Raw genomic sequence first — 13,386 nt, forward strand, 5'->3', positions numbered from 1 at the left:
CAAATCAATAACGCAGTATAAATCGTTTTTAAACCAACCTCCAGGGCGTTTCACTGGAGCTTACTCTCTGTGTTGTTACTTTTTAAAAGGGATTACCATTTCAGCAAAGTAACGCCTAGATATTAAGTCCCAGTGCAACGCTGAATTCTGCATCTTAGGGTGGTTTGGGTATTAGTCTTACTGAGTGTAAAGCAAGAACGCGTTTTTAAATTGGTTTTGTTTTAATTGTGTTAATACTTGCTGTGCATGCTGGGCGTCTTTAATTGGCCCTAAATGCAACCTGAAAATATCGTCTTTTTGCACGATATTAGTGGGTAATTTATAATCGAGGCGTAAACGACTAGCCAGTGCTTCAATATTTGCTAGTGTACTACCTGCTGCTACCTGAATATAGGTTAAATGCGCAGTCGAATTGTCAAGCGTAACTGCTTCAAGCTTAACCTTGGCTGTACCATGGGTGTAATAACCTAGTTTGTATGCGGCTGCGTAGGATAAATCAATCACTCTATCTTCATGAAATGGGCCACGGTCATTTACGCGCACAATGACAGATTTATTATTACTGGTATTTGTTACTTTTACAAAGCTAGGTAAGGGCAGTGTTTTATGAGCGGCGGTCATGGCAAACATATCGTATATTTCGCCATTTGAAGTATGATAACCATGAAATTTACGGCCGTACCACGATGCAATGCCTTCCTCTGCATAACCAGTCTCGTCAAGCATAGGCGTATAACTTTTACCTAATACGGTATAAGGCCGGCTTGCGCTGGCACTTTTAGTAACTTTAACCACTACAGCGTCTTGCATTTCTAATGTGGTAGGCACACGTAATGGTGCAGCATCATGGCGCATGCTGTAGCGACTGCTTGGGGTGTTATTTGAGCTACTACAAGCACTTAAAAGTATTAGGACAAAGCTGATAGTAAAAAATCGAGTATAAAATTGCATTATTTTAAAAGCATCCTTTTATCAGTTGCAATAGACATAATAATGCCAAAACTGGCCATCAGCGTCACCATAGACGTACCACCATAACTTATTAGTGGAAGCGGTACACCTACAACGGGTAATAAACCCGATACCATGCCTATATTTACAAACACATAAACAAAAAATGTCAGTGTAAGTGAGCCAGCTAATAACTTGCCAAAGGCATCTTGTGCATTAACGGCAATGTATAAACCGCGGCCAATAATAAATAAATATAAACTGAGTAAAATACACACCCCAAATAAGCCAAATTCCTCACTTAACACCGAAAATATAAAGTCTGTATGGCGCTCTGGTAAAAATTCAAGTTGCGATTGCGTACCCTGTAACCAACCTTTACCTTCAATGCCACCAGAGCCAATCGCAATTTTAGACTGAATAATATGATAGCCAGAGCCAAGCGGGTCGCTTTCAGGATCTAAAAAAGTAAGTACTCGTTGCTTTTGATAATCGTGCATACCATAGTGCCAAAAAGGCCATGCAGCGAGTGCTACTATAGAGCTTAAAAAACCAATTAAACGCCAGCTCAAACCCGATAAAAACAATACAAAAACACCTGAGCTGGCAATTAATATAGAAGTGCCTAAGTCGGGCTGCTCTTTAATTAGTAGCGTCGGTAGCATCATAATTACAAAACCAATAATTAAATGCAGTGGGCGAGGGGGTAAGTGATTACGTCCTATATACCAAGCAACCATCATGGGGACTGCAAGCTTCATTAATTCAGATGGTTGAAAGCGAGTGATACCTAAGTCTAGCCAGCGCTGAGCACCTTTAGAACTCACTCCAAATAATAACACTCCAACTAGCATTAATAGCCCTAAGCAATAAAGCGGTATAACTAAGCGCTTTAAAGTAGCAGGAGATAGCTGCGCTAATACGAACATAGCTACAATTGCACCGGCCATGCGCGTAATATGGCGGATCATCATGGCGTTATCTTGGCCACTGGCGCTGTACACAATAGTGATACTACCGACCATCATTATTAGCAGCGCAATAAATAAGGGTAAGTCTATATGTAGGCGCATCCAAATTGAGCGTTTATCGTGCAAAGCGGTCATGGGATGTTATTCCTTGCAAGATTAACGGGGTTGGCTGCAAAGTAGTAATCCATAAGTTGCCGAGCAATTTGCACACCACCATGGTTATTTTCTAATATTACAGAAACTACAATTTTGGGATCGTTATACGGTGCAAAACCAATATAAATAGTGTTGTCGCGTTGTCGCTCTTTTAACGCATCAGCATCGTAGCGTTCGCCTTGAGCAATACTTACTATTTGTGCTGTGCCCGTTTTACCAGCAGAGTCATAATTAGTCCCTTTAAATGCTTTATGCGCAGTACCCGATACTTTTTTTACTGTGTTGTGCATTGCATCTAAAGCAATTTGCCAATGATGAGGGTTTTTTAATATTACAGGGGGCTTTTCTTCATTATTGATTTGTATAATGTCGTTATCTTTTTTAACGACTTGCACTAAATGTGGCGGATGGTTAATACCACGGTTTACTAAAATGTTTGTCGCATTTGCAATCTGAATTGGAGTGGCGGTCCAATAGCCTTGGCCTATGCCTACAGAAATAGTGTCACCACGCCACCACGACTCTTTAAAGCGATTTTCTTTCCACTCTTTTGAGGGCAGTATTGCCGTAGTTTCTTCATGAATATCAATACCAGAGAGTTCACCAAAGCCAAAACGCGACATAAAGTTACTTATTTTAGTAATACCTAAGCGATAAGCTGCATCGTAAAAATAGGTATCGCACGACTCTTCAATTGCTTTGTATACATCAACATGACCATGACCCCAACGTTTCCAGTCGCGCCATTTATGCTCTACATTTGGAATTTGAAAAAAACCAGGATCCCACATAGAAGTACTTTCGCTGACTATATTCTCTTCTAGGGCTAAAATAGCCATATGTGGTTTTACAGTAGAGGCAGGTGCATAACGACCTTGAGTTGCACGATTAATTAACGGGCGGTCTGGGTTTAGTAAGGCTTTATAGTTTTTGCTGCTTATGCCGTGCACAAATAAATTAGGGTCGTAACTAGGGTTAGAATAAAGCGCAAGTACACCGCCATCTTTAGCGTCCATAACGACAATAGCACCACGCATATCTTTAAGCGCATGTTGGGCAATTTGCTGTAAACCAATATCGAGTGTGAGTACTAAGTCGCTCCCTGGTTGCGGGGGGAGCATGCTTAAAGTGCGAATTATTCTACCGCGATTATTAACTTCAACATGCTGCGAGCCCACTTGGCCATGCAAGAGTTCTTCGTAATACTTTTCGATGCCGAGTTTGCCAATGTCGTGAGTGGCGCGATAATTTGTAGCTTGATCTTCTTGAGTTAATTTATTTAGCTCTTTTCTGTTTAATTTAGCCACATAGCCCAGTGCATGGGTAAGGGTATCGCCAAACGGATAATAGCGGGCGAGGCGAGCTTCAATACTAAAGCCCGGAAATTTATGTTGGTTTACTGAAAATTTAGCAACTTCTGTTTCATCTAAACGTGCTTTTAGTACTTGGCTTTTAAAACGCCGCGTATGTTTTATATCGTCTAAAAAGTCGGTTTTTTCTTGCTCGCTTATAGTTATTATTTTACTTACTTGTTCAAGCGATAGCGGCAGGTCTGCAACATCTTCAGGAATAACCTCAAGATTATAAACGGGTTTGTTTTCGGCAAGTAATACGCCATTGCGGTCGTAAATTAAACCTCGGTTAGGCGCAATTGGAATAACTTTAATACGGTTGTCGTTGGAGCGAGTTTGGTAGTTTTGATGATCATCTACCTGAATTTTATATAAATTCGAGAGTAAAATAGCAATTAGAGCTAATATAAAAATAAAACCCACAAACGCACGCCGTGCAAATAAGTTTGCCTCTGCTGAATGGTCGCGAATAGTGGGTCTTTGTTTTAACATGGCAAGGATTACTCGCGATGATAAGGATGGTTGTTATTTAAGCTCCAGCCTCTGTATAGGCTTTCAGCAACAATAATACGCACCAAAGGGTGCGGTAAAGTTAAGTTAGATAACGACCATTTTTGCTCAGAGGCAGCAATACACTCTGGTGCAAGTCCTTCAGGACCGCCAATAAGTAAACTTACATCGCGGCCATCGAGTTGCCATTTTTCCATGTTTTTAGCAAGTTCGTGGGTATCAAGTGGTTTACCTGTTACTTCTAGAGTAACAATACGGTTGCCTTTAGGAATAGCTGCTAAGGTTTTTTCACCTTCAATATGTAAAATGCGTTTTATATCTGCATTTTTACCACGTTTTCCGGCTGGGATTTCAATCAGTTCAAGTGTCATATCTTTAGCAAAACGACGTTGATACTCTGTAAATCCGGTTTCTACCCAAGCTGGCATTTTTGTACCAACGGCAATCATTTGTATTTTCACGTGTTACTTCCAAGCCTGTCTAAAATAAGTGGGTGTTTATTACTAGCCCCACAGTTTTTCTAGATCGTAATAGCTACGTGCTTCGTTTTGCATCACGTGTACAACCACATCACCTAAATCAACCAATGCCCATTCACCGTCGCTTTGGCCTTCATAACCTAAAGGTTCTTCACCTGCGTGGCGAGCCTCTTTTGCTAAATTATCAGCAATTGACAGAACATGACGTTTAGATGTGCCAGAGCATACAACCATGTAGTCTGTAATGTCTGATGTTGCTGTTACGTCAATATGAATCACATCGCGTGCTTTCATATCTTCAATTTTATCTATTGCAAAAGCGAGTAGTTGTTTCGAATCCAAGGTTTTGTCTCAATTTTAAATTTAATAGCGTGCATTTTAACATGCTAGGGGTTTTATACCAATGACTCTTGCAGAGTATTCACTTGTCAAGGTTAATTAGTATTATCATCATTTTGGTAAAGCGCATGGCGCTCTATATACAGACTCACTGCATCGGGTAATAGTTCATTCTTTTTATTAGTATTTTTAAGTTGTTGGCGAATATTACTCGATGCTGCATCGAGCATTTCACCGGGTAAAAAATAAAGTTTATCGGCAACCGTATGTGAAAGGGTTTTTGCATTATTAACTTGCGCTTGTTGCATATAATGCTGTAAATGGCCACTAACAGCACATTGCTGCCCAGGGCGTTGATACACCACAATATGGCAAAGTTGCGTGATTGCTTGCCACTGATACCATTTATCGAGGTTATTAAACGAGTCCATGCCAATTAAAAACACAATTGGCGTGTTTGGATGCTGTGCTCTTAATTCTTGTAAACTCAATAAAGAATAAGAAGGCCCAGTGCGGTGCAACTCTCTTAAATCGAGTTGAAAAAAAGGGTAAGGCGCAATTGCTGCATTGAGCATAGCTACTCGGTGCTCGGTGCTAATGCCAGGAGCCATTTTGTGGGCGGGCAGTGCGCAAGGCATAAAGTACAACGTATTTAAGTTAAGTGCATTTACGCATTGCTTTGCCATATTAATGTGCCCCAAATGAACGGGGTCGAAAGTGCCACCAAAAATTGCGATCATGTTAAATTCTGCATTTTAATTAACAGGATGACATGGCAGCGAAATATTCAGCGGTTGGCAAAACTTAATACAAATATGCGCGAGTGCTTGATAGGGCGCAATTAAGTTACCTTGTTTGTAGCTGGCGTCAAATATTGCAAGCTCAGAGCTAATTTGCTCAAGGGTATGAATACTTAACCTGTTTATAGCACTTTGTACTGGCGCTTGTTGGTTTTTCCATATTGCTTTTTGCTTAAATAAATTAGCAATGGGCTCGCCATTAAGTAAACCAATTTGCACATCAATTAAGGTGTTAAGCTCCTTGGTTATTGCCCATAAAATACTCACCACTTCGGTGTTATCGCTGGCCAGTTTATTCAGCACTTTTATTGCTTGTTTAGCTTGGCCGTTTAATAGTGCGTCGCTTAAATCAAAAATATCAAACTTGGCTTGATTTAATAGCCCTTGCATTACTAATTGTTGTGTAATGAGCGCATTGGCGTGTAGTAATGAGAGTTTTTCGAGTTCTTGAAAACACGCCAGTAAATTACCTTCAGTGGCGCTAATTAAACTCAGCTTTGCCTCATTTTGCATATTAAGAGATAAACGCTGGCATTGCTCATCTAACCAACGCTTTACATGCGTACCGGTAAGCGGATAGTAAGGTACAAATAAACCGTGTTTATCAAGCGCTTTAAACCAAGCACTGCGTTGTACGTCTTGGCTGGCTTTAGCGCCTTTAATAATTAAAATGGTATCGGGGTTTATTAGCTCAATAATTTTTTTAAACGTGTTGCTGCCAATAATTCCTGGCTTTTGCTGGTTTAAATCAAGCTCAATAATAGTGCGGGCGCTAAACAGCGACATACTTTGATATTGAGCTATAATTTCTTGCCAATCAAAACCTTGCATTAAAGTAAATTTAATTACTTCATCAAAGCCTTGCTCTTTAGCAATTGCGCGAATTTGTTGTACACATTGCGCTTCTTGAAAAGGCTCTTCACCAAACACTAAGTAAAAGGGTTTTAAGCCTTTTTTTAGTTCACTCGGTAATTGATTAGCGTAACAGCGCATTATAGTTGCGACAACTCTCTAAGAATACGACGACTAGCTTGTTGGCGTATTTCGCTAATAAGGAGTGCAAGCTCTTTTGCTTTGGCTAATGCATTGTCAGGATCGTCTTGATAATTACGATATAACTCAAAGCGCTTTTCTATTGGCTCAGCATTAGGACGATTGATCACAAACGCAACACTGTAAGTAAGTTCGTATTCTGCTACTTGGCCATTTTGAAACAACGACAAGGTTTGACGTTCAAGCTGATCTTTAAATAAATAAAGCTGTGCCGACTTTTTACTAGCCGCAACTAGTTTAACGTCACTGGCAATAAGCTCACTTTTTAAGGCGCTAAATAACGCTGACTTTTCATCGTCGCCAATGAGGGTTATTTGTTTTAGATCGTCTGGCAAGCTAGAGGCTTTTTTTAAATGAAAGCCACAGCTAGTTAATAAAAAACAGACTAGCACTAAGGCTAGTCCGTTTTTAATGGCGTTAAAAGCGGCCATATTAATTAGCTACCACATTAAGCAGTTTACCCGGTACGTAAATAACTTTACGAACGGTAACACCGTCAGTGTATTTAGTTACGCTTGCTTGTTCAAAAGCGAGTGCTTCTACTTGCTCTTTTGTGGCATCGGCTGCAACGGTTAGTTTAGCGCGTAGTTTTCCGTTAACTTGAATAATAATTAACTTTTCATCTTCAACCAAAGCCGACTGATCAACCTCTGGCCATGAAGCGTTAACTATATCGCCTTCTTTACCTAGCTCTTGCCATAATTGGTGCGACAAATGCGGCGTAATAGGTGCAAGCATAATAAGCATTGCTTCAAGCGCTTCGTTAGCTATCGCTACATCTTGCTTACTATTTAACGGTGCTTTTAATAGTTTATTAGACAGCTCCATAATTGCCGCAATAGCAGTATTAAAGGTTTGACGACGTTCAACATCATCACTCACTTTAGCAATTGCTTTGTGTAAATCGCGACGCAGTACTTTTTGCTCGTTATTTAATGCTGTTTTATTGAGTGGTTGAAAACCAACTGTTTTAACATCAACCGCGTATTTCCACACACGTTTTAAGAAGCGATGTGCACCTTCAACACCCGCGTCAGACCATTCTAGCGTTTGCTCTGGTGGTGCTGTAAACATCATAAATAAACGTACAGTGTCGGCGCCGTATTGTGCAATAACATGCTGTGGATCAATACCGTTATTTTTCGATTTTGACATTTTGCTCATGCCAGATGAAAACACCGGGTTACCATCAACTTTATGCCATGCTTTAGTTACGCGGCCTTTGTCGTCTGTTTCGGTATTTACGTCGCTTGGCGAAATCCAAATATCAGCCCCTTTTTCATCTTTACGATAAAACGTTTCGGCTAATACCATACCTTGACAAAGTAGGCGGTCAAATGGCTCGTCTGAATCAACTAAACCAAAGTCGCGTAATAGTTTATGGAAAAAGCGCGAGTACAATAAATGTAAAATAGCGTGTTCAATACCACCTATGTATTGGTTTACTGGTAACCAATAGTTAGCCGCTGCTGGGTCTAGCATGCCTTCGTCATGACGTGGGCTACAGTAACGAGCGTAATACCAAGACGATTCCATAAAGGTGTCAAAGGTATCGGTTTCATGAAACGCTGGTGCGCCATTCATGGTGGTTTTTGCCCAGTTAGGATCAGCTTTGATTGGCGATGTAACGCCATTCATTACTACGTCCTCTGGTAAGCGTACTGGCAGCATATCGTCGGTTGCAGCAAGTTCGTTACCGTCTTCGTCGCTAAGCATTGGAATTGGTGAACCCCAGTAACGTTGGCGGCTTACGCCCCAATCACGCAGGCGGAAGTTTACTTTACGCTCGCCCACACCCAAGGCTTCTAACTTATCGGCAATGGCATTAAATGCCGCGTCAAAATCAAGGCCGTCAAATTCACCCGAGTTAACCAATACACCTTTATCGGTAAACGCTTCTTTGTTTAGGTTTACTTCAAGGTCAGAGCCCGTAACTGGCGCAATCACTTGTTTAATATCAAGGCCGTAGGCTGTTGCAAATTCAAAGTCACGTTGGTCGTGTGCAGGCACTGCCATTACCGCGCCTGAGCCGTAATGCATTAATACAAAGTTAGCGATCCAAATTGGTACTTGCTCACCAGTAAGTGGGTGAGTAGCAAAAAAGCCAGTTGCTATGCCTTTTTTCTCCATGGTTGCCATGTCGGCTTCACTTACTTTGTTGTTTTTACATTCTTCAACAAACAGTGCCACAGAATCGCTATTTTTAGCCGCTTCTTTAGCAATTGGGTGGCCTGCAGCAACCGCTACATAAGTCACACCCATAAAGGTATCTGGACGCGTGGTATAAACGCTAAATGTTTCGTTGTTATCAGTGCGTTTAAATTCAATGTCACACCCTTCAGAGCGACCAATCCAGTTGCGCTGCATGGTTTTAACTTGTTCAGGCCAATCTTCTAACTTGTCTAAATCGTCAAGTAGTTCTTGTGCGTAGTCGGTAATTTTAATAAACCACTGTGGAATTTCTTTTTGCTCAACCACAGCGCCCGAACGCCAACCGCGACCGTCAATAACTTGCTCGTTAGCTAATACAGTTTGATCTACCGGATCCCAGTTAACCGTCGACATTTTTTTGTACACTAAGCCTTTTTCGTACAACTTAGTGAAAAACCATTGTTCCCATTTATAGTATTCTGGATGACAGGTGGCAATTTCGCGATCCCAGTCATAACCAAAACCTAACTGCTTAAGTTGGGTACGCATGTAGTCAATATTCTCGTAGGTCCATTTTGCAGGGGCTGTTTTGTTTTTAATAGCCGCGTTTTCTGCAGGTAAACCAAACGCATCCCAACCCATAGGTTGCATTACGTTTTTGCCTTTTAAGCGCTGAAAGCGAGATACAACGTCACCAATAGTGTAGTTACGCACGTGACCCATATGGAGTCGACCGCTCGGGTAGGGGAACATAGAAAGGCAGTAATACTTTTCTTTGCTCTCATCTTCCGTAACTTTAAATACTTTGTTTTCTTCCCAGTAACGTTGGATTTTTGACTCTATTTTTTGAGGGTTATATTGCTCTTGCATCTACGGTTCCAGACTTCTTACGACTAATAAAAAATTAGCTCTAGGATAACCCAAATAAACCGCTATTTATAGCGCCATAAACACGCTTTTATTAAATTATAACTTTCAGTGCAGGTTAACCTATACTTTTGTAAGCTAGTTGCTGAAAAGCATAGGTTAAAGGTTGATTTAACAGCCCTAATAGGTTCAACCTACAAATCTAAATATGCCCTAAATTTGCAGGAGTAAGAAAATGGCTGACTACAAAACATGGCTAAACGATTTAACGCTTTGGTTAAAAGATGTAAAAGATCATGAATTAAAAGAGGCGGTAAAACGATTTGTTGAATCTGAGCAGGCACTTAAAAATTTAGGAGAAGAAAAGTATCAACTTTATCGTAACTACTTAATGCGCGATTTAGAACACTTGCAAGAGCACGAAACCCACTATAATTCGCTTGCATGGCAAGAGCTTAAAGAATCATTATGGTATGAGCTTTCGCACATAGAAGACAAAACACAGCTAGAGTGGCACTCACTTAGCCAAGATTTTAAGCACAATGGCATATATCACGTAGGCGAATGGATAGCCATGGGCACATTAGTATGTAAGAATTGTAACCATAGTTACGATGTTTATCATGCTACGCAAATAACACCTTGTTTAGAGTGTGATGGAATCTATTTTAGCCGTAAGGCTTTGCAACCCTAAATATAAGTATTAAGTGGCTGCAGGCCACTTAATACGCCAAAAGCCAGTGAATACGCTGGTAAACAAAGAAGTTAGAATGACGAAAAAATTACTGCCACTACCTGTATCAAAGCTTGCGCCGAGCATTTCTACTAGCCACGTGCATACTTGCATGAGCAACCCATACCCAGAGCATTTTACTTTTATAGGCCAACAACGGGCGCAAAGTGCATTAGACTTTTCACTCGGTATGGATTTACCTGGCTATAACGTATACGTAATGGGCGAAGCTGCACATGGACGTTTTACCCTAGTAAAAGACAAACTAAAAGAGCATGCCAAAGGCAGAGTAACGCCTAATGAGTGGTTGTATGTAAATAATTACGACGACCACCGCGAGCCTATCGCACTGTTTATGCAAGCTGGGCAAAGTAAAAAGCTTGCCGATGACATTGATGCTTTTATTGACGAAGTGCTCGACACCTTTCCTGCCGCATTTGACAACCCTGCGTACCAGCGCAAAAAGAAATCCATAGACCGTGAATTTAACGACGCCTATGACGGTGCTATTACCGCGGTAGAAATTGCGGCGCTTGAACAAAGTGTGGCGCTTATTGAAGAAAAAGGCGTAGTAGGTTTTGCTCCATTAATAGGTGGCAAGCAGCTAAGCGATAATGAATTTTCGCACCTTGAAGATGAGCTACGTGAAACCTTTTTTGAAAGAATTGAAAAACTCGAAGACACATTAATAGAAGCACTTATTGAGCTGCCGCGCTGGAAACGTGAATCTACCGAAAAGCTACGTAACCTTAAAAAGTCGACTGCCGAGCAAGCAACTAAGCCCTTATTAAAAGACTTAGAGCATAAATATGCCAGCCATATTGGCGTGCTGCGTTATTTAAAAGACATTCGCGTAGAAATTATTGACGCTGTGCTTGAGTGGTTAGACGATGAAGGCGAAAGCGAAGAAAACAAAGAAGACTTTGATCGCAAAGGCATGCTTACTGACTTTTTTGCGCCCAATATTTTAGTTGAGTTTAAAGAAGGCGACGCCGCTCCTGTGGTTTACGAACCTAACCCAACGTTTGGCAACATATTTGGCAAGGTTGAGTACGCTACCTCACAAGGCTCGCTTATAACTAGCTATCGCTCAATTCAGGCCGGCGCATTGCATCGCGCTAACGGTGGCTATTTAATGATGGACGCCGAAAAAGTAATGGCTAACCCACAAGTGTGGGATGGTTTAAAACTATCGCTTAAAACCCATCAAATTAAAAATGACTTACCGTATCAAGATAGCGTTGTAGGCAGCAGTTTTACGTTGCGCCCGCAGTTAATTCCGCTAGATGTAAAAATAATATTATTAGGCTCGCGCGAGCTGTACTACACCATAGGTGAGTACGACGAAGAATTTGCTGAGCTGTTTAGAATACTAGCCGACTTTGACTACTACTTACCGAGTAGCGATAAATTACAGTACCAATTTATTACCAAAGTAACTGACTATTGTGAGCACGTTTTAAAATGCACCACTACAGAAGCAGCAATGGTGCGCTTGCTCAAATTTAGTTATCGCCAAGCCGAGCATCATAATAAACTCTCTGCCCGCTTTGCCGATGTGTTAGAGCTGGTAGCCGAAGCAAGTTATTATGCCAAACAAGACAAGCTAACGGTTATAGACGCTCATCATATTGACGAAGCCATTGAAGGTAAACAGTATCGTACTGGGCAAATTAGCGAAAACATGCTCAGTGATATTAAAGAAGGGCACACCCTTATTGCCACGCAAGGCCAAGCCATAGGCAAAGTAAATGGTTTAACTGTACTGCATATTGGCGATACCTCATTTGGTACACCTGCGCGTATTACGGCAACAGTTTATGCCGGTGCCGATGGCGTTTTAGATGTAGAGCGCGAAGCCGAGCTAGGTAAAGCAATTCACTCTAAAGGGGTAATGCTACTTACCGGCTATTTAGGCAATAAATACGCGCAGCACTTTAGCTTAACGCTCAGTGCAAATATTGCAATTGAACAAAGCTATGGCTACATAGATGGCGATAGCGCGTCACTTGCCGAGTTATGCGCGTTAATTTCGGCTATTACTAGTTTACCACTGAGTCAATCAATTGCGCTTACAGGCTCAATTAACCAACATGGCGATGTACAAGCTATTGGTGGCGTAAACGAAAAAATAGAAGGCTTTTTTAAACTGTGTAAAATGCGCGGTTTAACTGGCGAAGAGGGCGTGATCATTCCTAAATCTAACCAAGTTAACTTAGTGTTAGATGAGGAAATACTTAATGCAGTTGAACTTGGTAAATTTAATATTTACGCAGTAGAGACGGTAGATCAGGCACTTAACTTACTGATGGATTTAGAAGCTGGCGATTTAGTTGACGGGCACTATCCTGAAAACTCAGTAAACGGCCTAGCCTTAGCACGACTTAAAGATATTGCAGACATTGTAAACGGCGATAGCGAAGATGAAAAAGACGCAGAACCAGAAGAGGAAAAAAATTAACTATGCTTAATATAATATTAGCGGTAATTATCGCCATATTTTGCTTTTTAATATTTAAAAACAGCAAAAAAGCCAAACAACAAGTGGGTATTAACGCGCAAATAGAAGCTGATTTTTTGGCAGCTAATGCAAAAGTAGATGGCGTACAAGAGACCGCTTCAGGCTTGCAGTACAAAGTATTGCACCAAGGGCAAAGCGATGACAAGCCTAACCCCAAAAGCATGGTTAATGTGCATTACCACGGTACGTTAATAGACGGCACAGTATTTGACAGCTCAGTTGAGCGTAAAGCCCCTATTAGCTTTGGTTTACATCAAGTTATTAAAGGGTGGACCGAAGGTCTGCAACTTATGAGCCCCGGCGATAAATACCTACTTTATGTACCGCATCAACTGGCTTACGGTGAAAAACGTGTGGGCAGCATTCCACCGGCATCACTGCTTATATTTGAAGTTGAGTTATTGGCTATTGAGTCGTAATATTATTTTAAGTAATAATTACTTAAGCCCTGCTTTCATAAAGTGGGGCTTTTTGCTTTTAGCCAGCCTGTAAACGTTACTCAA

12 protein-coding genes are annotated in these 13,386 nt (G+C 41.1%); 3 read left to right on the forward strand and 9 right to left on the reverse strand.

Annotated elements, in window-relative coordinates; genetic code table 11:
• Positions 1 to 177: 177 nt before the first annotated feature.
• The 9 genes from PNIG_RS05355 to leuS form a co-directional block, all read right to left on the reverse strand.
• Positions 178 to 951 carry a septal ring lytic transglycosylase RlpA family protein gene (locus PNIG_RS05355; protein ID WP_089367967.1) on the reverse strand — a complete coding sequence of 258 codons (774 nt, stop codon included), beginning with the start codon at positions 949 to 951 and terminating at the stop codon, positions 178 to 180.
• Entirely contained in the window at positions 951 to 2,057 is a 1,107-nt protein-coding gene (gene rodA, locus PNIG_RS05360; RefSeq protein WP_089367968.1) for a rod shape-determining protein RodA, read from the reverse strand. Before rodA ends, PNIG_RS05355 begins: the two co-directional genes overlap by 1 nt.
• The gene (gene mrdA, locus PNIG_RS05365; protein WP_011327714.1) at positions 2,054 to 3,922 is read right to left on the reverse strand and encodes a penicillin-binding protein 2; all 1,869 of its coding nucleotides are present in this window, start codon (positions 3,920 to 3,922) and stop codon (positions 2,054 to 2,056) included. The genes rodA and mrdA overlap by 4 nt, the downstream gene beginning before the upstream one ends.
• Before the next feature lie 8 nt (positions 3,923 to 3,930).
• Positions 3,931 to 4,401 (reverse strand): 23S rRNA (pseudouridine(1915)-N(3))-methyltransferase RlmH, encoded by a 471-nt coding sequence (gene rlmH, locus PNIG_RS05370; protein ID WP_011327715.1) that lies wholly within the window; start codon positions 4,399 to 4,401, stop codon positions 3,931 to 3,933.
• Between the two features lie 42 nt (positions 4,402 to 4,443).
• Positions 4,444 to 4,761, reverse strand: coding sequence for a ribosome silencing factor (gene rsfS / locus PNIG_RS05375; protein WP_011327716.1), 318 nt, complete (start codon positions 4,759 to 4,761; stop codon positions 4,444 to 4,446).
• Between the two features lie 92 nt (positions 4,762 to 4,853).
• Entirely contained in the window at positions 4,854 to 5,498 is a 645-nt protein-coding gene (gene nadD / locus PNIG_RS05380) for a nicotinate-nucleotide adenylyltransferase (RefSeq protein WP_089367969.1), read from the reverse strand.
• A 15-nt stretch (positions 5,499 to 5,513) separates the two neighbouring features.
• Positions 5,514 to 6,551, reverse strand: a complete 1,038-nt coding sequence (gene holA, locus PNIG_RS05385; protein ID WP_089367970.1) for a DNA polymerase III subunit delta — start codon at positions 6,549 to 6,551, stop codon at positions 5,514 to 5,516.
• On the reverse strand, positions 6,551 to 7,042 hold the full coding sequence (locus PNIG_RS05390) for an LPS-assembly lipoprotein LptE (protein ID WP_011327719.1): 492 nt from the start codon (positions 7,040 to 7,042) through the stop codon (positions 6,551 to 6,553). Before PNIG_RS05390 ends, holA begins: the two co-directional genes overlap by 1 nt.
• 1 nt (position 7,043) lies before the next feature.
• On the reverse strand, positions 7,044 to 9,632 hold the full coding sequence (gene leuS, locus PNIG_RS05395) for a leucine--tRNA ligase (protein WP_011327720.1): 2,589 nt from the start codon (positions 9,630 to 9,632) through the stop codon (positions 7,044 to 7,046).
• A 232-nt stretch (positions 9,633 to 9,864) separates the two neighbouring features.
• On the opposite strand from leuS, the gene PNIG_RS05400 reads away from it, so the two are divergent.
• From PNIG_RS05400 to bamJ, 3 genes are all read left to right on the forward strand, one after another.
• Positions 9,865 to 10,323, forward strand: coding sequence for a zinc ribbon-containing protein (locus PNIG_RS05400; RefSeq protein ID WP_011327721.1), 459 nt, complete (start codon positions 9,865 to 9,867; stop codon positions 10,321 to 10,323).
• Positions 10,324 to 10,399: 76 nt separating this feature from the next.
• A complete protein-coding gene (locus tag PNIG_RS05405; protein WP_011327722.1) occupies positions 10,400 to 12,823 on the forward strand; it encodes a Lon protease family protein in 2,424 nt (807 codons plus the stop codon).
• Between the two features lie 2 nt (positions 12,824 to 12,825).
• A complete protein-coding gene (bamJ, locus tag PNIG_RS05410) occupies positions 12,826 to 13,302 on the forward strand; it encodes a BamJ family beta-barrel-assembly machinery protein (RefSeq protein WP_011327723.1) in 477 nt (158 codons plus the stop codon).
• Positions 13,303 to 13,386 lie beyond the last annotated feature (84 nt).

It is taken from the genome of Pseudoalteromonas nigrifaciens, from assembly GCF_002221505.1.
GTDB classification, from domain to species: Bacteria; Pseudomonadota; Gammaproteobacteria; order Enterobacterales; family Alteromonadaceae; genus Pseudoalteromonas; species Pseudoalteromonas nigrifaciens.

Coding starts and splice junctions, on each gene's coding strand:
- PNIG_RS05355 (WP_089367967.1), bottom strand. CDS start 951: ATGCAATTTTATACTCGATTTTTTACTATCAGCTTTGTCCTAATACTT.
- rodA (WP_089367968.1), bottom strand. CDS start 2,057: ATGACCGCTTTGCACGATAAACGCTCAATTTGGATGCGCCTACATATA.
- mrdA (WP_011327714.1), bottom strand. CDS start 3,922: ATGTTAAAACAAAGACCCACTATTCGCGACCATTCAGCAGAGGCAAAC.
- nadD (WP_089367969.1), bottom strand. CDS start 5,498: ATGATCGCAATTTTTGGTGGCACTTTCGACCCCGTTCATTTGGGGCAC.
- holA (WP_089367970.1), bottom strand. CDS start 6,551: ATGCGCTGTTACGCTAATCAATTACCGAGTGAACTAAAAAAAGGCTTA.
- PNIG_RS05390 (WP_011327719.1), bottom strand. CDS start 7,042: ATGGCCGCTTTTAACGCCATTAAAAACGGACTAGCCTTAGTGCTAGTC.
- leuS (WP_011327720.1), bottom strand. CDS start 9,632: ATGCAAGAGCAATATAACCCTCAAAAAATAGAGTCAAAAATCCAACGT.
- PNIG_RS05400 (WP_011327721.1), top strand. CDS start 9,865: ATGGCTGACTACAAAACATGGCTAAACGATTTAACGCTTTGGTTAAAA.
- PNIG_RS05405 (WP_011327722.1), top strand. CDS start 10,400: ATGACGAAAAAATTACTGCCACTACCTGTATCAAAGCTTGCGCCGAGC.
- bamJ (WP_011327723.1), top strand. CDS start 12,826: ATGCTTAATATAATATTAGCGGTAATTATCGCCATATTTTGCTTTTTA.